This is a genomic window from Streptomyces sp. R41 (genome assembly GCF_041053055.1).
Lineage (GTDB): Bacteria > Actinomycetota > Actinomycetes > Streptomycetales > Streptomycetaceae > Streptomyces.
The window spans coordinates 9,594,725-9,616,657 of sequence record NZ_CP163443.1 but is presented as its reverse complement, the minus strand read 5'-3'; the positions used below and the strand labels follow the sequence as shown (position 1 = coordinate 9,616,657).

Genomic DNA, 21,933 nt, shown 5'->3' with positions numbered 1-21,933 from the left:
TGGAGTTCCAAGTGAAGCTCATGCAGCACGCCCAGTTCCTGGCGTACAACCCCGGCATCACGCCGAAGGAGGGCGGTCTCCCCGGCCTCAACGTGCTGAAGAACGTCGTCTCCTCGATCAACCTCTTCGGGATCGTCGCGGTGGTCGGCGCCCTGGCGATCTCGGCCATCGTCTGGGCCTGGGGTCACCACAGCGGCGGCCACCAGGCCGAGGCGAACGGGAAGAAGGGCACGGTCATCGCCGCCGGGTGCGCGCTGCTGCTCGGCGCGGCCAACGGCATCGTCGCGTTCTTCTCGGCGATGGGGACGCAGGTCCACTAATGCCGAAGAAACGTTCTCTCACCACTCAGGAGCGCACGTACGGGGCGCCCTCCTCGGTCCTGCGGCGTGCCCTGATGGGCGGCCTCGTCCTCGCCGTGCTGCTGGCCGTCGCCGGTCTCCTCGCGTATCTGACGCGCACGGAGAGCCCCACTTCGGCGAAGCCCTCCCCGACTCCGAAGTCCACGCCGCGGGCGGCTTCGCCGGAGGCGACCGACGGTCAGCGTGAGGCCGTTGCGTCGCCGCCCCGGACGAGCGATCCGATCGAGTTCGCGAAGGCGGCCACCAAGGTCCTGTGGACATACGACACCCGCTCCTTCTCCCGGGCCGAGCACGTCGCCGGGCTCAAGCGGTGGATGACCAGCGAGAAGAAGTACGCCGACTGGGAGTCCGTCTCCGATCAGGTGCCCAGCCCGGTGCTGTGGTCGCGGATGCACGACAACCGCCAGCACGCCACCGCCAAGGTCGGTGAGGGCCACTTCCCGCAGGCGTTCAAGACCGCCCTGGCCCAGGACCCCGGCGCGATCACCGAGGCGTACGTCTACGCCGTCACGGTCACCGGCAAGCAGTCCATCGCCTGGAAGGGCTCCGGGGCCGGAGCCGAGTCCCGCTCCACGACGCTCGCCGTCCAGTGCCGCCCCGACAAGGCCTGTGCCCTGGTCGGCGTGCTGCCGAGCGTCGCGCCCTGATCGCCCCCAATCCCCGAAAGGAGGTGCCCTCATGGGGGCATGTGACCTTCCCCTGATGCAGACGGTCTGCAACACCGTCGGCGGCGTCGTCGGTTCGACTGGCGAGGCGATCACCGATGGCATCGGTGCCTGGATCGCCAAGTCGATGGGCGAGCTGGCCCAGTCCGCCGCAGACCTCGCCTCGACGGCCGTCGACAAGACCACGGCCGTCGATCTCAACGCCGCGTGGTTCCGCGACAATTACGAGCTGCTGCTGCCCATCGGTCTGATCCTGACCGTCGGCACGTTCTGTCTGCAGCTGATGCGTGCCGCCTGGCGCCGTGACGAACGCGCTCTCGCGCAAGCGGTGACTGGGACGGCGGTGGGTGTCCTGTTCGCGTTCGCCGCCATCGCCTGCACCACCGTCGCGCTGACCGTGGTCGACGCATTGTCCGCCGGGTTGTTCAAGGCGGCGAACAGTTCGGTCGACGACGCGATCCGCCGCGTCATCGAGGTCAACAACCTTGGACCGATGTACGCGTTGGGCTGGACGATTCCCGCCATGGTCGGCCTGGGGTGTGCCATCGGCGCGTTCTTGTACTGGGCGGTGATGGTCGCCCGCAAGGTCGGCATCCTGGTCCTGGTGACGCTGGCGGTGTTCGCCGGCGCGGGCGGCGGCTGGGAAGTCGCCAAGCGCTGGCGGCGCGGCTGGATCGAGGCGACCGCGACCCTGATCGTCAGCAAGCTGCTGATGACGATCGTGTTCCTGCTGGGCGTCTCGGCCATGGGCAAGAGCGACGCCTCCGACGGGCTCGCCGCCCTGTCCGACGCCATGGCGGGCATCGTCGTCATGGTCCTGGTGATGCTGTGCCCCTACGCCACGTACAAGTTCGTGCACTGGGCGGCCGACGGCGGCGGCCAGGACGACATGCACCGTGCGGGCGTCGCCGGACTCGCGGTGGCCGCCGGCGCGACGAAGACCGCGGGCCAACTCGCGATGCAGGCCGGCACCGGCATGCGTGCTCCGCAGGGTCCCTCGAAGGTCCCGGGCCAGGGCTGGGGCGGCGTCGCCTCCGGCATCGACCCGACCGGCGGATCGGCCGGGGACGACAAGCCGAAGCAGACCCACTTCCGCTTCGGCGAGGACCCGAACGCCACCGGCGACAAGGGCCGCGCGCTGATCCGGCGGCCTCCCACCGATGGTGACCAGGGTCAGCCGCTGATCCAGCGTCCCAGCGAGGGGGCGGCGGCCGACACGGCACCGGTCTCCTCCGGACCGACGCCCCAGGGCGCGGCGGTGGCACAGCCGCAGGTCACGCACCTGGATCCGCCGGCACCCCGACGCACCGGGCCGTCTCCGGTGAACGGGCCTTCTCCGCAGGGCGGTGCCACGCCGCAGCGGTGGGTCTACCCCCAGCCGCCGGGCGGATCGGGTTCGTAGCCCTCGCCTGACGGGGCGGGCGGCGCAGGTCGCCTCCGGCGCCGCCCGCCCCGTTTCCTCCCCTCTTCTTTCTTGCTCTCCACGTTCCAAGGACGGCTTCGCCATGCTTTCCGACACCTCTCAGCCCGATGGCCCGGCCACCGTGAAGTTCCCGCATCGCTCGCGGCGCGGCGTGCTGCTCGGCCTGTCGGCTCCTCAGCTGATCGTCGTCACCCTCACCGGGCTGCTGCTGCTCGCGGTGCTGCTCACCTCCGGCGTCACCGGGGCGCTCAAGTTCATACCGCTGTGGGCGGTCATCCTGGCGGCGGTGTTCATCCGCCATCGCGGACGCTCCCTCGCCGACTGGGCGCCCATCACCGCCCGATACGCACTGCGCCGCTTCCGAGGCCAGCTGGTCTGGCTGGCACGGCCGTCCACCCGGCCGCGCCGCGAGGGCCTACTCCACCTCCCGGGCACCGCGGCGTCCCTTCGGGTGGTCACCTCCCCGCATGGCCGTTTCGGCGCGGTGCACGATCCCCACCACGGCACCCTCACCGCTGTCGTGAAGGTCTCCTCGCGTGCCTTCGCCCTGCTCGACCCGGCCACCCAGACGAGCAACGTCGCAGGCTGGGGGCGCACGCTGGCGGCCCTGGCGCGCACCGGGCACATCGCCCGGGTCCAGGTCCTGGAGCGCACGGTGCCCGACTCCGGCGACGCGCTCAACCGCTACTGGCGCGAGCACGGCAACACCCAGACCCACCTCGCCGGGCCCATCTACAACGACCTGCTGGCCGCCGCCGGCCCCGCCGCCGCCCCGCACGAGGCGTACGTCGCGCTCGCCCTCGACCTCAAAGAGGCCCGCCGCCTGATCAACCAGGCCGGAGGCGGACTCACCGGCGGCTTCACGGTCCTGGCCCAGCTCACCGCCACCTTCGACCAGGCCGCCCGCAACTCCGGTCTCACCCCCAGCGGCTGGCTGGACGCTGCCGAGATCGCCGCCGTGATCCGTACCGCGTACGACCCGAAGGCATCGGCCGCCCTGGACCAGTGGTCCTCCTCCGGCCGCGCGCAGGCCGAGCCCGCTGCCGCCGGACCCGTCGTCCTGGTCGAGAAGGCCGACCGGATCCAGACCGACTCGGCCCACCACGCCACGTTCTGGATAGAGAACTGGCCCCGCATCGAAACCTCACCCGGCTTCCTGCACCAGCTCCTGTTCACCTCCGGCGTGCGCCGCACCCTCTCGCTGACCTATGAGCCCAAGGGCCTGGACTCCGCGCTCAAGGACGTCCAGCGCCGCAAGGCCACCGTGATCGCGGACGCCGCCGAGCGGCAGCGCAAGGGGCAGGTCGACTCCGAGGAGGACTCGGTCGAGTACGCCGACATCAAGCAGCGCGAGCGCCAGCTGATCGCCGGACACGCTGACGTCGCCCTCACCGGCCTGCTGACCGTCAGCGCCGACACCGACGAACAGCTCAACGCCGCCTGCGCGGCTATCGAGACGGCCGCCGTCGCCGCCCTCGTCGACCTGCGCCTTCTGACCTGGCAGCAGGCCGAGGCCTTTACCAACGCCGCCCTGCCCCTCGCCCGCCCGTAGCGCACCCGCACCACCATCTCGCGCTCTACCGAAGGGCACCCTCATGCCGACCGAGCCCCTGCCCGAACTGGCTCCGGACTTCGTCCCGTTCGCCACCGCCGCGCTCGACTTCCACCAGGCGATCAACATGCCCGTCGCCCCGGTCGCCGCCGGCCGTGCCGAACTCGACTCCCTGCACGCCCACGTCGTCGCGTTGTACGGGCTCCTCGACGCCCACACCGCCCGCACCACCCCCGTGGCCAGGGCGGAGGGCGACCACCTGCGGGCGTGCCGGATCCGGCTGTGGCAGGCAGCCGAACACCTCCACGCCGCCTTCCACGCAGCCCCTCACCCCGGCTCCGGCCGCCTCCCCACCCGGGAGGCCTGCCGGGCCCGGCAGCCCGAGGGAGCGCCCGAACTCACCGTGTGCCAGCGCCACCTGGCCACTACCGCCCGCGTCCGCCGTGACCACACCCCGGCCGATCTGCGCGACCCCTTCACCGGCCTGACCCGCCACTGACCGCCAGGAGCACCACCCTCATGCCCTCTCGTACCCGCGCCAGCGCCAGCCCGCTGTTCGTCCCCCGCAAGAGCGACCGCCGAACCGCACGCGCCGCCCGTCATCAGTTCGCCGCCGCCCGCGACCAGGCCCGCCACGCCGCACGCCCCGAAGCCCGCCGCCCCGCACCCGGTCTCGACCCCGACCTCCGGGCCGCCTACCCGGCGACCGGCCGTCCCGGTGCTGCCTCCGCCCGCAGCGGCCGTCTCAAGCTCCCCGCCCACCGGATGACGACGGCTACGGCCTCCGGGGCATACCCCTTTCTCGCGGAGGGCGGCCTGGGCGCGCAGGGGATCTACATCGGCCGTGACGTCCACGCCGAAGCGGCCTTCACCTACGACCCGTTCGCCCTCTACGGGCGTCTCGACGGCTTCACCAACCCCAACATCCTGCTCGCCGGGATCATCGGCATGGGCAAGTCCGCCCTGGCCAAGTCCCTCGCGGTGCGCGCCGTGGCCTTCGGCTACCGGATCTACGTGCCCTGCGACCCGAAGGGCGAGTGGACCGTCGTCGCCCAGGAGCTGGGCGGACAGACCATCGCGCTCGGCCCCGGCCTCCCGGGGCGCCTGAACCCGTTGGATGCGCCCGCCCGGCCGTACGGCGTCAGCGAGGAGGACTGGACGGGCGAGGTCCGCAAGCGGCGCCTTCTGCTGCTCGGCTCGCTCGCGAAGACGATCCTGGGGCGCGAGCTCCATCCCATGGAGCACACCGCCCTTGATGTGGCGCTCGACCAGGTCGTCGCCCACGCGGAGGCCCGCGGCACCACTCCGCTGCTGGGCGAGGTCGCCTACGTCCTCGGCTCTCCCGAGCGACTCGATGCCGCGCTCGGCGAGCTGTCCGGACGCCTCGGGCACGCCGCCGAGGACCTCGCCCACGCACTGCGCCGACTCGTGCACGGCGACCTGGCCGGCATGTTCGACGCGCCAAGCACCGTGGCCTTCGACCCGAGCGCGCCGATGCTGTCCATCGACCTCTCCCGCCTCGGCGGCGCCGGCGACGACACCGCGCTCGTCCTGGCCATGACCTGCGCCTCCGCCTGGATGGAGTCCGCCCTCGCCGACCCCGCCGGAGGACGGCGCTGGGTGATCTACGACGAGGCCTGGCGCGTGATGCGGCACGTCGCCCTGCTGGAACGGATGCAGAGCCAGTGGAAGCTCTCCCGCGGCCTCGGCATCGCGAACTTGATGGTCATCCACCGCCTCAGCGACCTGCTCGCCGCCGGTGATGCCGGCTCCCGCGGCCGGGCCCTGGCCGAGGGCCTGCTCACCGACTGCTCCACCCGGATCATCTACCGCCAGGAAGCCGACCAACTCGCCTCCGCTGCTTCCCTGTTGGGGCTCACCGGCGTCGAGACCCAGGCCGTCTCCGCACTCACCAAGGGACGCGGCCTGTGGAAGGTCGCAGGCCGATCGTTCATCACTCAACATCTTTTGCATCCGCAGGAGCGCGAGTTGTTCGACACGGACGCCCGGATGGCCGCGATCACTCGTCCTTGATCAATCCCACCGCTCGGGGCCGGCACCACATCCCGGCCCCCCGAGTCTTCCCGCCCCGAGCGTTCCTAGGAAGTCCGCCTTCATGCCTCATCAGTACACGATCCACCGCGTGGCGCATCGGCTCGTCCAGCGCTATATCCGCGCGATCGCGGCCAACTCCTCTCACCGCTATATCCCTCTGGCCACAGGCCCGTTCGGCGTCCTTGACGAATCCCGGCGGCTCGACGCCCAACAGGCTCCGCCACCCAACGAAGCGGTGCTCCGTCATGGCTGACCCGATACCGACCTCTCGCGGTGGCAGCCTCCCCGTATCTCGTTTCACCGCGTCGGCCTCAGAGCGCCAGGTCGCCTCCGGTGCCCGCAGGCCCAACGACCGCGCGGACCTTGTGGCGTTCGCCGAGGGACTCGCAGCCCGGCTGCCCGGCTCATGGGCCGTCGTCGCCCAGGAGCACGCCGCGTACTCCGATCAGTTCCCGCTCGCGCAGCGGGTCTGGGATCTCGGGCATGTGGACTGGGCCTTCGATCAGTTCGTGCTGTCCCGGGACGCGGTGCTGACCAGCGACGCCGGTTGCGAGTTGGTCGTCGTCGACCGCCCGCGGCGCAAACGTGAGTTTCTGGTCGCCGCTTTGCAGCCGAGCGGCAGCGATGTCGCGGACCGGGTGAAAGCACCCAACGGCATCGTCGTCGACGCGGACCCGGTGCGCGCGGCGTCGGCGGTGGCCGAGCGGCTGCTTCCCCGCTACGAGCAGGCCGTGCGTGAGGCACGCGTTGAACAGGTCGCCATGGCGGTAGCTGCCGGCGAGCGGGTCCTTGGCGAGTGGGACGCGCTCTCCGACAGCCTGTGCGACGACGACCACTGGCCCCTCGACGAGCGCTACGACCTGCGCCAGCAGCAGCGGGATGCAGAGATGTGGGGTGTGTTCGCTCCCTTCCTCGACCACGGTCCTGCTCTCGTCGCGCACGCCGAGGAGACGCTCCCGTTCCTGGATCCGGAGGATCGTGCGGATCGGCGGTGGCCGTACCGGCTTCGGGTGCTGCGTGAGGCCCTGGAGGGCGGCGCGCGTGTTCAGGCCGACTTCGAGGACATCACTGGTGCGCTGCTGCCGGATCACTCTCGCGCCGAGGCCGCGTTCGCGAAGGCCGTCGTGGAGCGCAATGCCGAGGGCTGGCACTACTCCCTGACCTGGATGGAGAGCGGCGGCGCGCTCGTTGAGATGGCACGAGCCGAGCGAGCCCTGCACGGCCGACCGGACAGGTCACAGCAGTCCGCGCAGGTCCAGGCCGCACGCGACCGGTCGCCGCACGCGACCCGCCAGAGCGTCGCGACGGCGGCGGTGTCCGCCGCCGCGGCGCCGCCCGGCCTCGTCCCGCACGACCGCGTGCGCCGATCGCGCTAGCGCGGATTCCCCGGCCCCGCCAAATCCGTCTTCGGGCCACATCCTCGTCCTCCGCACAGCCCCGACCTCTGCGAGGTGCACCTCTCGTGGCGGAAATACCCCCGCACATCACCGTCGCCCACCACGCCCAGTACGGCGTCGTGGCCGCGATGTCGCACGCCAACCACGTCGCCGATCACATACTGCGGCGGGTCGGCTTCGAGCGGCTGGCCGACAGCCGCATATACGCCCTGACCGGGCCGGACCGCGACCTGACGCGGCGCGGGCAGCAGGCCGTCCAGTCGCTGCGCGCCGCGCGGTACAGCGTCACCTCCGACGCCGAGTACGACCTCAAACCCGCCACCCGGCCCTCCCCCAGCCGAAGCCTCTTCGACGGGCCATCGAACAACCCCGTCCAGGAGGGCCTGGGCGGCGAGGAGGCGGTCTTCACCGCTTCCCGCACACTCGCTGCCGACATCCGGGCCGCCCGGATCGTCGTGCACGACCAGGTCCGAGATCCCGACGGCACGCTGCGCGCGGTCGGTACCGACATGCGCACAGGTGAGGGCGTGTTGCTGCACGGCGAAGGCGATCTTCGGTACGTCGAGACGCGGCTGGACAGCACAGCCCTCGCGTTCGACGCGTTCTCCTACATCCGCGGCAACGGACGTCCCGATCCGACTCCCGCGACCTGGCAGCGCCGGGCCCAGGCCGCCACCGCCATCTCCCCGGCCCGCGCGGGCGCCTCGGTACCGCAGCGGCCCGACAGCACGGTCGCCTTCCGCCCGGCCCCAGCCGCCCGGCAGCCGGTCCGCGCCCGCTAGGTCGTCCGAACCCGAAGGAAGCCTTCAGCATGAAACTGCAACTCGAGCCCGACGTCGCCTTCGGTGTCCACCCGGAGTTCGGTGTGGTCGCCGCCGTGTCGGACGACCACCCGTTCCTCGACGAGGTGCTGCGCAAGCACCACTTCCGCCACAACAGCACCCTCGATCTCTACGTGCTGTCCGACGACACCCCGCACAACACGGCGGTGCGGGCCGTGGCCCGCACCAGCCGCGAGTTCCAGGACGTCGGCCTCTCGGTCGCTGCCGATCCCCGCATCATGCTGCCGCCGCCGATCCCGACGCCGGACGGGGTGCCCGAACGCCAGGCGCTGCCCGGGCAGTCGCTGACGGCCCTGACCGGGGAACTGCACGAGCTGCGCCGCTCGGCCGATGTCGCCGACGTCCTGGAGCAGATCCTCGACGAACACCACGGCGTCGTCGGCGACTTGGAGGAGTTCATCGACACGGCCGCCGCCTGGTGCGATCGGCTCGACACCGCCAACGGCCGCGAGCTGGGCCAGCACCTGCGCACCATCGCCCACCACGTCGCGTTCCTCGGCGACCAGCTCGTCACCGCCCAGCTCGACCTGGCGGTCATGCCGGACCTGACGCCGGGCAACGCCCCGTCCTTGTCCGAGGTGCTGCTGCTCCCTCGGCACGACGTCCCGTCGGTCACGCACACCGCCCGTGCCCGCGCCGCTCTCGCGTCTTCCCCGCACCGCCCCGCCGCCCAGCTCACTTCCCCGGACGAAACAGCCCGTTCACCGGCTTCGCCGTCCAGCCCTCGTCGTACGCGCTGACCTTCCTCTCGATCGCACAAGGAGCCCGGCTCATGGCCGTAAAGAAGATCTGGACCATCAACCATGCCTGTGGAGACAGCACTCAGGCCGATCTCTCCGACCGTCCGGCCGACCGGCGTGCCGGCTACGCCCGTTGGCTCGCCGAGCGCGACTGCGCCGACTGCTGGCGTGCCGCCCAGGGCGAGGACACCGAGTCCAAGGCCGAGTGGCTGGCGAAGAAGCGAGCCACTGAGGAGGCCGAGGCCGAGGAATGGTCGACGCGGTATCGGATGCCTCCTCTGGAGGGCACCGACCGCGCCATCGCCTGGGGCACCCGCTGCCGCCACCAGCTCATGGCCGCCGCGTACACCGCCCTCGTCGTCGAAGGCACCACCAGCGAGGCGGAGTGGACGGCCATCGAGGACACCGCGCGACCGCTGACGCGTGCCGGGTGGTGGCTGGACCAGCGCGACGCCGACCCCGGCGACCTGCCCGAGCTGCTGGCAGCCGCCACCGGGGGCGACCGGCCCACCGAGAACCCACACTTCTGACCCGCCACGGAGGCCTCCATGTCCACCACACCCGATGTCGTCATCTCTCGCGAGCCGACCGGCAACGTCACCGCCGCAGGCGGGGACGAACTGGCCGTCACCCTCCTCAAGCGCGCCGGCTTCGTCATCGAGACCACCCCGCTCTCCTTCTGGTACCGCCTGCCCTGGGACATGGGCGAAGAGCGCGAGAACCAGATGGCCAGCCATGCCGACCGGATGCTCACCGCGGTCGGCTACCAGGTCGAACTCGATCCCGGCCTGGACGTCACCCGGATCACCACGCCCACCGATCCCCTCGGCACGCGCGTCTACGGGCAGCAGATCCTCTCCCTGACCGACCGGCTCAACGGAGCCGAGACGTACGCGAAGGCGGCCGACCTCGTCGAGCACGTCGTGGACCCGGACGACGGTGTCCTCGTCCGCCTCGGCGAGTTCTTCGAGGCCGCGGCTGTGCAGGCCAACGTCGCCGACACCGATGACGGCTGGGACCTGTCCCACCTCTTCGAGGACGCCGCTGCCACGCTCACTTCTCTCGCCGAGGACTTGCGCGGCGCCGGCCACCAGACGCAGAGGCTCGGACCGCCCCAGAAGCGGAGCTGGCAGGAAGGCGTCGCCAGCTACTACGCGACGGCCCCGCGCCCTCACACCGGAGCCGCGCCCGCCGCCGAAGAGCCCTCCGCCACACCACCCACCACGCCCCGGCCGGGCCGGCCTCGCTGACCGCTCCCCCGCCGTTCCGTCCGACTCCCCTACTCACCGCCGCAGCCGCCAGGAGCCCGCTCGTGATCGCCAGAGCAACCCACTGCCCCGCCGCCACCCGTAGGTCCGCACCCCTCTGGATCCCGTCTTGCCATCTCCGCGCACCAGCACGCCCTCGACCACCACCGGCACCGACTTCCTCCTCTACCTCCTGATCGCCATCGCCGGTCTCGGCATGGCGGGAGGTTCGCTGGCCTGGCTGTTCGGCAATCTCGCCAACGCCGTGGCCGGCTCCGATCCGTGGGCCGCCTTCCAACCAACTAACGCGCTATTGCACCCGGAACGTGTCTGGCCTCATCTCGCCCAGCCAGCCGTCCTCACCAGCTGCTACCTGCTGCCCACCGCCGCGCTCACCGCAGCAGCCGTCCTCGGCGGCCGACTGTGGCTGCGCGTTCGCCGTAATCCCAGCGGGCTGGCCGATCAGCGGGACCTGGCCGACCTGCTGCCCAAGAAGATCGCCGCGAAGGCCATCGACCTGCGGCCCAGCCTGAAGGGCACCAAGCCCAAGGCCGTCGCGCCGGACGACCGCGGCGTACTGCTCGGCACGCTGAAGCCGGGTGCCACCGAGGTCCGCTCCTCCTGGGAGGACGTACTCCTCGCGATCATGGCGCCCCGCTCCGGGAAGACCTCCGGGCTGGCGATACCCGCGATTCTTCGCGCCCCCGGCCCGGTGCTGCTGACCTCGAACAAGGCGGCCCGCGATGCCTTCACGGCGACGCTCGACGAGCGCTCCCAAGTGGGCACGGTGTGGACGTTGGACCCGCAGCAGATCGCCCACGCCCCGCGGACCATGTGGTGGGACATCCTCGCCGACGCCCACGATCTCGCCGGGGCCCGGCGGCTGGCCGGGCACTTCGTGACCGCCTCCGTGGACGAGTCCAGCGCGGGCGACTTCTGGTCCACCGCCGCCGCCAACACCCTCACCGCCTTGTTCCTCGCCGCGGCCCGCGACCACCGGCCCATCACCGACGTGCTGGCCTGGCTCGCCTCCCCCGCCGACCGCACCCCCATCGACCTGCTGCAAGACGCCAGCCTCGACGCCGTCGCCGCCCAGCTCCAGGGCACCGTGGCCGGAGCCGTCGAGACCCGCGACGGCATCTTCGAGACCGCCCGGCAGTACGCCAGCTGTCTCCTCGACCCGGGCATCGCCGGCTGGGTCACCCCGCCCAACGGCCTGGAGACGGTACGGGAATTCAAGCCGGAGGAGTTCGCGACCAGCAAGGACACCCTGTTCCTGCTGTCGAAGGACGGCGGCGGCTCCGCCTCGGCGATCATCGCCGCAGCCGCCGACGCGGTGATGCGTGCGGCCGTCATCCAGGCCGAACGCGACGGCGGGCGCCTCGACGCCCCGCTGCTCGCGATCCTCGACGAGGCCGCCAACGTCTGCAAAATCTCGGACCTCCCGGACCTGTACTCCCACCTCGGGTCCCGTGGCGTCATCCCGATCACGATCCTGCAGTCCTACCGCCAGGGCGTACGGGTATGGGGCGAGGCCGGCATGGACGCCCTGTGGTCCGCCGCGACGATCAAGCTGGTCGGCTCCGGCATCGACGACGCCGACTTCGCGGACAAGCTCTCCCGCCTCGTCGGCGACCACGACGTACGCACGGTGTCCGTGTCCACCAGCGAGTCGGGCAAGTCCACGTCGGTGTCGATGCGCCAGGAGCGCGTGCTGCCAGCCGACGCGATCCGGGCCCTGCCCAAGGGCTCCGCACTGCTGCTGGCCACCGGCATCCGCCCCGCCCTCCTGAACCTCAAGCCCTGGTACCGCGAGCCCGACGCCGACCGGCTCGGCGCCGCCTCCGCCCAGGCGACCGCGGCCATCACCGAGCGCGCGCTGGCCAAGCAGCCGCACCACGACGACTTCGGCCCGGCGGCATGACCACCCCGGCCCGACGCGACGCCCGCACGAGACGCGCGGATGTACGACCCCTCGCGTCCCCGAGCCGCCGCTCGCCCTCCCCTTCGTTCTTCTTGAGGTGCTCCCATGTCCCACCCCGTACCGACCTGGGCATCCGTCCGCCCGTCCGAGCGGCTCGCCGGCACTCCCGCCGTACGCCGCGACGGCAACTGGTGGCTGATCACCCCGACCGACGCCATGCCTGCCTCGGACCCCGTCTTCACCGGCGAACTGGACCGTTTCGCCGCCGACATGGCCGCCGCCGACCGTGCCGTCGCGAAGGTGCGCACAGAGCGCGCAGCCGCGCGGAAGGACCGGCGGTGACGCCGCTCGTCCAGGCCGAGCAGGCGGTGCTGGGCTCGGTCTTCCTCGACCCCGCTCAGCTCGACCATCTCTCGCCCTGGCTGCGGCCCGAACACTTCTCCCGTCCGGCACACGCCGCTCTCTACGCCGCGATGCTCAAGCTCCGCGCCGACGGCCACCCGGCCACAACGGGGAAGAACGGAGACCCGATCCCGCTGTCCTGGGTGACGGACACCGTGCGGGAGGCCGGCACCCGGACCCGTGGACTCACCGCGTCGTACGCCCACTCCTTGATCTCCGCGTGTCCGCGGCCCACCCATGCGCCCGTCTACGGGCGGATGGTCCTGGAGGGCGCCATCCACCGCAGCGTCACCCAGCACGCCATCCGCCTCCACCAGGCCGCGCGTGCCGACGCCGTGCGCGGTGGAGTCGAGGAGACGGTCCGCCACGCCCAGATCCTGGCCGAGGTCCTCGCCGATCTCGCCCACCGGTGGGGAACCGAGCCACGACCGCTAGCGCCCCCGGCTTCGATCACGCTGGCCTTGCAGCAGCCACAGTCGGTCGACGAACAGGTCCTCGCCGACGAGGAGTTCCTCCTCGGCTGCATCATCGCCCGGCCCGAGCAGCTGCTCGACGTCGTCGACTGGCTGCGTCCCGGCGACTTCGCGGACATCGGCCATCAGCAGATCTACCGCGCCCTGGGCGCCCTGCATCACCGGGGCGAACCCATCGATCAGCTGACCGTGCTGTGGGAAACGCAGCGCCGGGGTGCGCTGTCCGACGGGACTCTCGACGGCGAACGCGTCCTGCGTGTCTGCGATCCGCTGTCCTTTTCCGGTGTGGCCGAGCACTTCGGCGAGCAGGTCGTCCAGGCCTCGCTCGTCCGCACGGCCGCGGCCTCCGCCCGGCAGGTGCGGGCACTGGCCGACGACGAGTCCCTGGCCCCGGGACGGCTGATCGGCTACGCCCTGCACGCCCTGGGCCCGCTGGACAAGGTCCGGCGCCGTCTACAAGCTGCGTCCGGCACTGAGCCCGCGCCACCCCGTACAAGCAGCCTGGCGGCCGCCACCCCGCCGGAGACCCGCATCGACGCGGCTCGATCCCGCAGCTGCCCCCACGCCACCATCGCCTCGGCCCCGGCAACCACCGCAGCCCCGCGCTCTCCTGCCCCCGACCGTCCCACCCGCCGGAGCCCGTCATGACAGATCACACCGGCCGCGCCGGCCTGGAGCAGGACGAGCTGTACGCCGTTGCCCGGGAGTTCGACCAGCTGCGGGTTCAAATCACCGTCCCCCAAGCCCCGAGCGATCTTCTCGACCTCGTCACCGCGTCCCAGCAACTGTCCACGCTGACAGGGCTGGTCAAGGACCTCTCGGACGAGGTCCTCTTCCGGGCCGTCGACGAGGACCCCGGGCTCGACTTCGGGCCAGTCATCGACGCGTACACCTCGACAGCGGTGCCCGCGGGACGCGCGATGGAGAACTACACCGAGGCGTACGCCCAGTTCGGCTTCCTGCGCCACTTCGCCGAGGCCCCCGACTCGGCGGACCTGCGCGACGCCCGTGCGGCGGCGTTCCACGTCGTCCAGGAGCGGATGGAGCTCGTACGCGACGATCTCCAAGAGGTGAGCGACACCTTGCGGGGCGCGGCGGACCGGCTGGACGGCACGCCACCTCGCGTGCTCGCGGCGTTGAGCCGTTCGGCACGGCCGACGAACTCGATCTACCGCCTGCCCGCGGAGCCGCCCGCCCCTGGTCCGGTCCGGCTCGCTTACACTCCGGCGCCTCGCCATGGCCGCTGACCTGGCATCGGTGGCTGTGCCGCCGTTGATCGGGAGCCTGTGCTCCGGCTACGGCGGCCTGGACCTCGGCGTCCAAGCCGCCCTCGGAGGCACGCTCGCCTGGCACGCCGAGATCGATCCGGGCGCCGCCCGGATCCTGGCCCGCCACTGGCCCACCGTGCCCAATCTCGGCGACATCACGGCCGTGAACTGGGACGAGATCCCGGAGGTGTGCGTCGTAACGGCCGGCTTCCCCTGCCAAAGACGTCTCCGTCGCCGGCCGCCGAGCCGGACTGGCTGATGGCACCCGGTCCGGTCTGTGGCACCACGTCGTCCGCGCCATCGAAGCCCTCAACCCCTGCCTGGTGGTGATCGAGAATGTCCGGGGGCTCCTCACCTCGCCCGCCGGTTCCCCTGGCGACGTGGAACTCTGCCCGTGGTGTCTGGGAGACACGGCAGGCCAGCCTGCTCTGCGCGCACTCGGTGCCGTACTCGGCTCCCTGGCCGACATCCGGTTCGATGCGCGCTGGTGTGTGCTTCGCGCCTCCGACGTCGGAGCCCCACACCGCCGAGAGCGGATCTTCCTCGCCGCCTGGCCATCCGGACGGATCACCGCTGCTCAAGACCCCGACCAGCAACCTGGGGGCCAACGGAGGCAGTCAGCACCCGGCGAAACGCAAGCAGGGCGGCCACGGCCCGAACCTGGCGGACGAGGTCGAGTGGCTCCTGCCCACCCCGAAGGCCTCCGACGGCACCAAGGGCTCGCCCAACCAGCGCCACGGCAATGGGGACTTGACCCTGCCCTCGGCGGCAGCACGCCTGCGGCCCACCCCGCATGCCGCACCCACCCGCACGGCCGGGCAGCGGAAGGGAGCCACGAGCAGGACCCCGTGCACGCAGTCGCTGCCTCTGTTCGAGGATCCGGTGGCCACAGGGGACGGGCCGAGATCTGGGGGCCATACGCCGCCGCGATCACCCGCTGGGAGCGCGCCACCCGTCCCGCACCTCGGCCGACCGACGACGCCGGCCGCCTCAGTCCGCGGTTCGTGGAGTGGATGCAGGGCCTTCCTCCGGGCTGGGTGACCGGCACACCCGGGTTGGGGCGCCAGGCCCAACTGACCGCTCTGGGTAACGGAGTTGTTCCCCAGCAGGCCGCTCGCGCCCTGCGGATCCTGGCCCCGCCCAGGACCGTATGCCGCCATCGCGCGCCGCGCTGAACCGCGCCTTCTACACCCGTTTCCCGGCCGGGCCAAACCCCCGTTTCTCCGGAACCTCGGCACCCCACCCACCAGAACTTGCACCAGGGGTAACCAATGTCCGAACCCACCCACGAGAGCGAGCCGGTGCGCATACCGGACCACGACCTGGACGACCTCGTCGCTACGGTCACCCGGCTGGTCGCCGAGAGCCGCAAGCAGGGCGAGACGCTCGCCCGGCTCACCGACGACCAGCCGTCCCAGGAAGACGCCGAACCGGCCGATCCCGTGCACCCTGAACGCCCGGCATCAGCCTCCGCCCCAGGCGAAGGCAATGCCAACGACGGGCCGGCCTCCGTCTTCATCCTGGCGCTCGGCGCCAAGGCGTACGCCGTAGAACTGGCCGCGCTGACCAACTGGGTGCACAACCTGCTCCTGCCGGTCTATGGACGGGAGATCACCACCGGCCGCCCGTGGTGCCGGCAGTGGCAGGAGCACCCCGAGGCAGTGGCCCGGCTGCACGCCCTCTGGCTCGCCTGGCAGCAACTCACCGACGTCCAGGCTGGCCTCACCGGCCCCTCCACCTGGCACCGCGACCACCTCGACCCGGCCTTGCTCCAACTCCGCACCCCAGACGGCCCGTTCGGTGCCTGCACCACCAGTGCAGCCCGACCCCACCACCGGCTGCTGGCCTCGCCCGAGCCCGCCGGAGTCTGAAATGGCCCGCGCGTACGAACCCCCTGCGCCGGGCTACCGGCTCGACGGATTCCAAGCCGCCACTGAGCAGATCGAGGACGACTTCTCCTCCGTCACGCTCTCGGACGATCAGCTCATCCCCATCTCCGAGCACCACACTGCCGACGGCCGCGACAGTTACCTGCTGCTGTACGACCGGTCGGCGATCTGGGACATCCCCGGGACGGCGGAGTACGTCATGCTGCACATCGCCCGCGACGTCGAGCAGCGCACGTTCGATTTCACGTCCGAGCGCCACCCGGTCGTTCCGCTGGCGCAGCACTGGCTGATCCGCCGGGGCTGTCCACAGGAAGCCGTCGAGGTGTCCCACCGCCATGGGCCCCGTCCCGCCGACGGGCTCACGGCACGCCTTGAGGATCTGCTCCGGACCAACCCCGGCAACCGGTACGAGGTCCTCGATCACTACACCGACAACCCGTGTTCCTTCGACGTCGGCGTCGAGGTCCGCACCCTCGTCTACGACAGCCACCCCGACTCCGCGTCTGCGCCGTATCGCCTCTTCCTCGAAGAGACGACCAAAGACCTGCGCTCGTACACCGTGCGGGAGGGTGTCTTCGCCAGCGCCGAGGAGGCGGACGCGTGGGTCGTGGAGCGGGACTCGCCGCTCCCCCTGGCGCCCGCCCCACCAAACGCCTTCGGCCGTCGGGCGGCAGCCGCCCGCGCTCGCTCCACGATCAGCGGCAACGGCCTCGCCGTGGCTCCTTTGGCGGTCTCCCCGCCGCGATCAGCAGAACCTGCTCCAACGCGCCCCCATGGGAGCTCGCGATGAGCCGGGCACGGTACGCCTTCGCCGCCCATCCCGAGGCTCTCGCCGACCTGCGCGCCGTACCGGAGAACATCCGCGACCTGGCCCTGCTCGAACTGCAGCACCTGGTCCACGGCAACGAACGCGGCGCCGCCCTCCAGCGCGAACTGGCGGGCTGCCACAAGGTCTACGTCGACCCGGAAACCCGCTGGCGGTTGGTCATCCGGTACCGGGACGCTCCCGCCTCCTCCCAGCACAAACGGGAGATCTATCTCCTCGCGGTCGGCGAGCGACAGGACCAGGCCGCCTACCGCACCGCGGCCCGTCGATTGGAGCGCGAGCGAGCAGCCACAGCCACGTCCTCGCACGATCGGCGCGCCCACGCCGCCAGGGCCCGCTCACCTCAGCACCACGGCGGGCAACCGACCACCACTCCCCAGCACCCTGCGGCAACGACCACCGACACGAACCGCACCACGTCGGAACGCGCCGCCCGGTCCCGCTGACGGCGCTCAACCACCCTCCGGAGACCCCACCGTGCCCGACCTCTCCACCACACCCACCCGTCACACCGAACTCGTCGACCAGGCGGTCGCCCGCCTCTCACCCCGTTGGACCACCTGGACCATGCAGACCATCCAGCACCACGGCCCCATGCGCCTGGTCGACATCAACTCCGCGCTTCCATGGGTAGGTGTCCACGCCATGGCCCAGATCGTGCGCCGTATGCAGACCAGCGGCCTCCTGTACCGGCCGCAGTTCGGGGTGTACGACCTCACCGCTCGGCCGCGCCACACAACACGTCCACCGTGCGCTCTCGGCCTGGCACCGTACCCACCTCGCTGACGGCACGTCGTCACTCGCCAAGGCGGAGCGCGCAGAAGACGCACTCGGCCGACTGCGCAGGAAAGGCACGATCCCCCCTCCTCCATGCCCTCGCGCAGCACGGCCCCCTTCCTAACGGTGCGCCGCGCTCGCCACCGGCTCCTTCCACTACCGCATCACGCAGCTCCAGACCGACCAGCTCATCACCCGCACGAGCCCCTTCTCCGGCCGGGGCTCCGAGTACACCCTGACGTCCGCGGCCCGCGGACTCACGCCCGTGTACGCCGAACTCGCGGAGTTCGCCCGCAAGGCACACCCGGCAGCGGCCCGCCCGGACCAGCACGGTGCGACAGCTCAGCAGGCCGTAGGGGCGAGCGCCGCCGTGCGCCGCAGTCCTGCGGCTTCTTCCGAGCCGTTCTCGCACGTCTCCGCCCCTCAGCCGCGCGTCCCGGCGTACGTCACCGCGCTCTCCCACCCTTCCCGGACCAGGTAACTCGAGTGCCCCCAGCCAGATTCCGCCGCGCGACCGCGCCCGCGTGCCCCCACACGAGCCGCTCAGCCCGCCCGTGCCCCACCACCCGAAGGCCCTCTCATGCCCAGCCTGGATCCCCTCGCCCTCGACCCGAATGCGGATGTCCTGGTCAGCCCCGGCTACCTCGCCGGCCCCGGCGACAGCCGCAGCATCTTCAACACCCTTGATCTCGCTCCTGGTTGGACCAAGGCCATCGCCTTCGGCACCGACACCTACTACACGAGCCCGTGCCAGCGCGTACGGGTCGCCAACGCCGTGGAGAGCTTCTACGGCGGGTGGACCATCTCCTACGCCGAGGACCCGCTCGGCGTCCCCGACTGGATCACCACGTTCGACCGGAACACGCCCCACGAGATCGTGGTCGCCTTCACCGAGACCGTCGTCGACGGACTGCACAACAACTTCGCGGACTACCTCAGCGGTGGCCGACACTACACGGGCACCAGCCCCGCGTCCCTGACCGCGCGGCACGGGTGGGAGCCGGTGCACGGCTCCCGGCCGTTCCGTACGGTCTCGCCCGACGGCCACGCTGCCTATCAGATGGGCGTCGGCTGGCTGCACGAGTACGACGAGCTGCTCACACCCGAGAAGTCGACGTGGCGTATGTCCGCCGGCGCCGACCCGGTGTACGCGCCGAGCTGGCAGGCCTTCTTCAGCCGGTACACCCCGCAGCACCTCATCACGGCCTCCACCGCCGTGTTCACGGACCCCACCCCCGTGCCGCGCGCTCTGGACCAGATTCCCGACCGCCACCGCGCACTCGTCTCGGTCAGCCGCGCAGACACGGCCAGGCCCGACCCGCGGGCCGCGGCGGCGCTCGCCCGCAGCACCCGAGCCCAGGCGACGCACGTTCCTCCGCCTCCGGCTGCGCCGACCGCGCTCGCCACACACGCCGGCTCCCAACGGCAGCGCTAACACTCCCCTCAGCCCTGAAGTCCCACCGTGCCAACCCTCGCCCCCGACGGAGACCTGTACGTCTCTCCGCTCTACCTCGCCGGCTCCACCGTCACCGGCGACCCCGCCCTTGCACCCCTGCTCGACCACGGCTTCGCCCTCCACGACGACGAGTTGGCGATTATGTGGAATCAGGTTTGTCAAGGGCCACTCGGTTGTGTGCGTGAAATATGGTATTTCGACTCACGCAGGTTTCGCAGGTCATGCGGTTGGGTGCGCGGCGCTGGCTCCGGCCCCGACCTGCGAGACCTATCGTCCGAGGTGGGCAAAGCTGGGTCGGTGGCGGAAAACCAGGTCGCGATCACGAATCAGCGGAGCTTGGCGACCATGTCCACGAAGGACGGTTCGGCCTTCGTCGCAAACCAAGGCGCGCGGCGGAGGTGATCAGCCACCCCATCGAAGCGAGTACGGTCGGGGGGGGAAACGGAGGTGCCTCCCTGTGAGGCGGACTCACTTCACCGCCGATGCTTCTCTCGACTCCCTGCCGCCCAAGTCGACTTGACCGATCCGCCCCACCTTCGACCCTCACCACCTTGCCGACGGAAATGCCCTTGCGCTGTCCGGTAGAACGTGCACTGATCAGCCAGTACAGTTCAAGCGGCATCCGCTAACGGAAGCCCGACGTGGGGGTAGTGTGCGCATTCGTATCGAATTGGCAGGCAGCGTGCAAAATCAGGATGCACCGCGGTTAACGGAAGCCTTCGCGCGGTGGCTTGTCCAGGACCGCACGGTGGGTCCGCACGTGGAGATCAGTCGGATCCGCTCAGAAGCAGATGACGGCGCGATGTCCGCTGGCCTGGTCGAGTGGCTCGGTTTGGCACTGAACAGTGGGTTCTCCGTGGCATCGCTGGTGTACTCACACAAAGCGTTCCGAGCTTCGCTGCCTCCCCGTGTTCAGTCGGCGGTGCGGTTGGTCGTCGAACACGGCGACTCCCGAATGGTGATCGAGGCGGGTTCCGCCGAAGAAGCAGATCAGATCACACGCCTGCTCACCGGTACCGGTTTCCCCGGCCAGGCGCCAGGACTGGCGGGGGGCACCCCTTCCAACAGCGTAGCTGACGGTGATTCCTGACCCGCGGGCAAGCCGGGCAGTGCTCGTCGGACTGGACACCTACACCGGCATGACATCACTACCCGCTGCAGCCGACGGAACCCGGCGGCTCTCCAAGCTGCTGCGCGACCTCTGGGGCCTTCCCGGAAGCCATGTCACAGTGCTCGGTGCCGAAGCGTCCGCAGATGGCATTTTGAGCGCGGTCCGCGACGCCGCGGAAGCGACGAGGGACACCCTGGTCGTCTACTTCGCCGGACACGGCCTCCGCGACCAAGAAGGGGAGAACCTCTACCTGTGCCTGGCCAGCGCCGACCCCAACTACCCGCAAGTCGGAACGGTTGCGTACCGGGACCTGCGCCGTGTCCTGCGGACAGCTGGCGCGTTGGCACGTTACCGCCTGACCGTGCTGGACTGCTGCTACAGCGGTTTGGCCGGCGCGATGGGTCCTCATGGTCGGGCCACGCGCGACGAACTGGCTCGAGCCTTGGGCGAACCGGCCACTCCGGACAGCGATCCTTCGGGGGATTACGGGGACGTAGTACTTACGTCTGCCCCGCACAACCGGGAGTCCTTCGTACTGCCCGGCGCCACCTATCCGGAGGCCACAGGCGAGCTGATCAAGATTCTTGAACGCGGAATCCCCGGCATAGGGCCGGAGTTCAGCGTCGACCTTGCGTGGCAGCGGGTGCGTAAGCGGCTGCTGGAAAGGGGAAGCCCGGCGCCCCAACAGTTCGCCCAAAACACGGTGGCTGACTCCCTCTGCTTCCCGAACCGTGCCGCCACTGCGGCGGCGCCTGCTGACGTGAGCGAGGAAACCAAGCGCTACAGCGCCGAATTGCCTGGCATCTCGACCGAAATCGATCAGATTCAGAAAAATGTTGAAGGTGTGCCGTCTGCCGTCCTGGCCAGCGTGCCCGAGCCGGACTGGCGGCCTGCTCCCGTCGGACGATGGCGGCCCGACAGGGAACCTCCCTATCCCGGCGATGCCTACTTCAAGCAACAGCGGACTCACCTCTATCTGCTGGATAAAGCTTGGGCGGCCCTGAAGAAGGAGTTCAAGACGGTCCGCCACCGCCTGCAAGTACCGTTCCATGTTCGCTCTCCCTCAAGCATCGCGGTCTGGCTGCACCGATCCACCAGTGATCCCCGATGGATGGTCATCGCCGAATCCATCAAAGCCCTGGAAGACCGCAAGTGGGGATACGTGACTAGCGCTGTCGGGGTGACCCCCGTAGGCGGAATGGTTGTCACCAGAATCCCGCCTCGCTCCCAGTTGACCATGGACACGGTGAACGCGTACCGCGAGAAGCTGGACCAGCTGCGCGCTGACATCAACAAGCTGACCGATCTGCACGCGGACCCGCAGGAATAACAACCATCACCTCTTCCCCGCGGCACAGTTGCACCGTTCTGCAACAAGCGCCGCCCCGAGGCATGACTGTCTTCTACGGAGAGGCAGAAACTACGCTCAACACCACACGGGATCGCCGTGGCCGAACGGTCCATCACTACGCCGCAACAGCTACCCGGGGCCAACTTCAGGATGGAAAGCTCTCATTCAGGCAGCGG

26 protein-coding genes are annotated in these 21,933 nt (G+C 70.6%); all 26 read left to right on the top strand.

From position 1 onward, the window contains the following. Nucleotides 1-20: 20 nt before the first annotated feature. The 26 genes from AB5J53_RS43700 to AB5J53_RS43575 all read left to right on the top strand — a co-directional run bounded on the left by AB5J53_RS43700 (nucleotide 21) and on the right by AB5J53_RS43575 (nucleotide 21,736). Nucleotides 21-320 carry a DUF6112 family protein gene (locus AB5J53_RS43700; RefSeq protein WP_201053878.1) on the top strand — a complete coding sequence of 100 codons (300 nt, stop codon included), beginning with the start codon at nucleotides 21-23 and terminating at the stop codon, nucleotides 318-320. Continuing rightward, a complete protein-coding gene (locus tag AB5J53_RS43695) occupies nucleotides 320-1,006 on the top strand; it encodes a hypothetical protein (protein WP_369251128.1) in 687 nt (228 codons plus the stop codon). Before AB5J53_RS43700 ends, AB5J53_RS43695 begins: the two co-directional genes overlap by 1 nt. A 31-nt stretch (nucleotides 1,007-1,037) precedes the next feature. Beyond that, nucleotides 1,038-2,426: an ATP-binding protein gene (locus tag AB5J53_RS43690; RefSeq protein ID WP_369251127.1), complete on the top strand. Its 1,389-nt coding sequence runs from the start codon at nucleotides 1,038-1,040 to the stop codon at nucleotides 2,424-2,426. A gap of 103 nt (nucleotides 2,427-2,529) precedes the next feature. Continuing rightward, nucleotides 2,530-3,999, top strand: a complete 1,470-nt coding sequence (locus AB5J53_RS43685) for an SCO6880 family protein (RefSeq protein WP_369251126.1) — start codon at nucleotides 2,530-2,532, stop codon at nucleotides 3,997-3,999. 43 nt (nucleotides 4,000-4,042) lie between these two features. Next, entirely contained in the window at nucleotides 4,043-4,498 is a 456-nt protein-coding gene (locus AB5J53_RS43680; protein ID WP_369251125.1) for a DUF6238 family protein, read from the top strand. Between the two features lie 20 nt (nucleotides 4,499-4,518). Then, complete coding sequence (locus tag AB5J53_RS43675) at nucleotides 4,519-6,033, top strand: ATP-binding protein (RefSeq protein WP_369251124.1); 1,515 nt, start codon at nucleotides 4,519-4,521, stop codon at nucleotides 6,031-6,033. A gap of 82 nt (nucleotides 6,034-6,115) precedes the next feature. Then, the gene (locus AB5J53_RS43670) at nucleotides 6,116-6,307 is read left to right on the top strand and encodes a hypothetical protein (protein ID WP_369251123.1); all 192 of its coding nucleotides are present in this window, start codon (nucleotides 6,116-6,118) and stop codon (nucleotides 6,305-6,307) included. Beyond that, nucleotides 6,300-7,430: a hypothetical protein gene (locus AB5J53_RS43665; protein ID WP_369251122.1), complete on the top strand. Its 1,131-nt coding sequence runs from the start codon at nucleotides 6,300-6,302 to the stop codon at nucleotides 7,428-7,430. The genes AB5J53_RS43670 and AB5J53_RS43665 overlap by 8 nt, the downstream gene beginning before the upstream one ends. An 86-nt stretch (nucleotides 7,431-7,516) precedes the next feature. Then, nucleotides 7,517-8,233 carry a hypothetical protein gene (locus AB5J53_RS43660; protein WP_369251121.1) on the top strand — a complete coding sequence of 239 codons (717 nt, stop codon included), beginning with the start codon at nucleotides 7,517-7,519 and terminating at the stop codon, nucleotides 8,231-8,233. Nucleotides 8,234-8,262: 29 nt separating this feature from the next. After that, on the top strand, nucleotides 8,263-9,033 hold the full coding sequence (locus tag AB5J53_RS43655; RefSeq protein ID WP_369251120.1) for a hypothetical protein: 771 nt from the start codon (nucleotides 8,263-8,265) through the stop codon (nucleotides 9,031-9,033). A 32-nt stretch (nucleotides 9,034-9,065) separates the two neighbouring features. Further along, nucleotides 9,066-9,563 (top strand): hypothetical protein, encoded by a 498-nt coding sequence (locus tag AB5J53_RS43650; RefSeq protein ID WP_369251119.1) that lies wholly within the window; start codon nucleotides 9,066-9,068, stop codon nucleotides 9,561-9,563. 18 nt (nucleotides 9,564-9,581) lie between these two features. Continuing rightward, entirely contained in the window at nucleotides 9,582-10,283 is a 702-nt protein-coding gene (locus tag AB5J53_RS43645) for a hypothetical protein (RefSeq protein ID WP_369251118.1), read from the top strand. A gap of 127 nt (nucleotides 10,284-10,410) precedes the next feature. Next, on the top strand, nucleotides 10,411-12,204 hold the full coding sequence (locus tag AB5J53_RS43640; protein ID WP_369251117.1) for a type IV secretory system conjugative DNA transfer family protein: 1,794 nt from the start codon (nucleotides 10,411-10,413) through the stop codon (nucleotides 12,202-12,204). A gap of 105 nt (nucleotides 12,205-12,309) precedes the next feature. Further along, nucleotides 12,310-12,546 carry a hypothetical protein gene (locus tag AB5J53_RS43635; RefSeq protein ID WP_369251116.1) on the top strand — a complete coding sequence of 79 codons (237 nt, stop codon included), beginning with the start codon at nucleotides 12,310-12,312 and terminating at the stop codon, nucleotides 12,544-12,546. Continuing rightward, nucleotides 12,543-13,727: a DnaB-like helicase N-terminal domain-containing protein gene (locus AB5J53_RS43630; protein ID WP_369251115.1), complete on the top strand. Its 1,185-nt coding sequence runs from the start codon at nucleotides 12,543-12,545 to the stop codon at nucleotides 13,725-13,727. The genes AB5J53_RS43635 and AB5J53_RS43630 overlap by 4 nt, the downstream gene beginning before the upstream one ends. After that, nucleotides 13,724-14,326 carry a hypothetical protein gene (locus tag AB5J53_RS43625; RefSeq protein ID WP_369251114.1) on the top strand — a complete coding sequence of 201 codons (603 nt, stop codon included), beginning with the start codon at nucleotides 13,724-13,726 and terminating at the stop codon, nucleotides 14,324-14,326. Before AB5J53_RS43630 ends, AB5J53_RS43625 begins: the two co-directional genes overlap by 4 nt. Then, the gene (locus AB5J53_RS43620) at nucleotides 14,316-14,606 is read left to right on the top strand and encodes a DNA cytosine methyltransferase (protein ID WP_369251113.1); all 291 of its coding nucleotides are present in this window, start codon (nucleotides 14,316-14,318) and stop codon (nucleotides 14,604-14,606) included. Before AB5J53_RS43625 ends, AB5J53_RS43620 begins: the two co-directional genes overlap by 11 nt. After that, a complete protein-coding gene (locus AB5J53_RS43615; protein WP_369252847.1) occupies nucleotides 14,599-15,522 on the top strand; it encodes a DNA cytosine methyltransferase in 924 nt (307 codons plus the stop codon). The genes AB5J53_RS43620 and AB5J53_RS43615 overlap by 8 nt, the downstream gene beginning before the upstream one ends. Nucleotides 15,523-15,618: 96 nt before the next feature. Next, nucleotides 15,619-16,218 carry a DUF4913 domain-containing protein gene (locus tag AB5J53_RS43610; protein ID WP_369251112.1) on the top strand — a complete coding sequence of 200 codons (600 nt, stop codon included), beginning with the start codon at nucleotides 15,619-15,621 and terminating at the stop codon, nucleotides 16,216-16,218. Between the two features lies 1 nt (nucleotide 16,219). Beyond that, nucleotides 16,220-17,026, top strand: coding sequence for a hypothetical protein (locus AB5J53_RS43605; RefSeq protein ID WP_369251111.1), 807 nt, complete (start codon nucleotides 16,220-16,222; stop codon nucleotides 17,024-17,026). After that, on the top strand, nucleotides 17,023-17,508 hold the full coding sequence (locus tag AB5J53_RS43600; RefSeq protein ID WP_369251110.1) for a type II toxin-antitoxin system RelE/ParE family toxin: 486 nt from the start codon (nucleotides 17,023-17,025) through the stop codon (nucleotides 17,506-17,508). The genes AB5J53_RS43605 and AB5J53_RS43600 overlap by 4 nt, the downstream gene beginning before the upstream one ends. A 31-nt stretch (nucleotides 17,509-17,539) precedes the next feature. Further along, nucleotides 17,540-17,848, top strand: coding sequence for a hypothetical protein (locus AB5J53_RS43595; RefSeq protein WP_369251109.1), 309 nt, complete (start codon nucleotides 17,540-17,542; stop codon nucleotides 17,846-17,848). A gap of 256 nt (nucleotides 17,849-18,104) precedes the next feature. Then, nucleotides 18,105-18,320 (top strand): hypothetical protein, encoded by a 216-nt coding sequence (locus tag AB5J53_RS43590; RefSeq protein ID WP_369251108.1) that lies wholly within the window; start codon nucleotides 18,105-18,107, stop codon nucleotides 18,318-18,320. A gap of 99 nt (nucleotides 18,321-18,419) precedes the next feature. Continuing rightward, nucleotides 18,420-19,274 (top strand): DUF317 domain-containing protein, encoded by an 855-nt coding sequence (locus AB5J53_RS43585; RefSeq protein ID WP_369251107.1) that lies wholly within the window; start codon nucleotides 18,420-18,422, stop codon nucleotides 19,272-19,274. A 673-nt stretch (nucleotides 19,275-19,947) separates the two neighbouring features. Then, entirely contained in the window at nucleotides 19,948-20,385 is a 438-nt protein-coding gene (locus AB5J53_RS43580; protein ID WP_369251106.1) for a hypothetical protein, read from the top strand. A gap of 19 nt (nucleotides 20,386-20,404) precedes the next feature. Continuing rightward, nucleotides 20,405-21,736 (top strand): caspase family protein, encoded by a 1,332-nt coding sequence (locus tag AB5J53_RS43575; protein ID WP_369251105.1) that lies wholly within the window; start codon nucleotides 20,405-20,407, stop codon nucleotides 21,734-21,736. Nucleotides 21,737-21,933 lie beyond the last annotated feature (197 nt).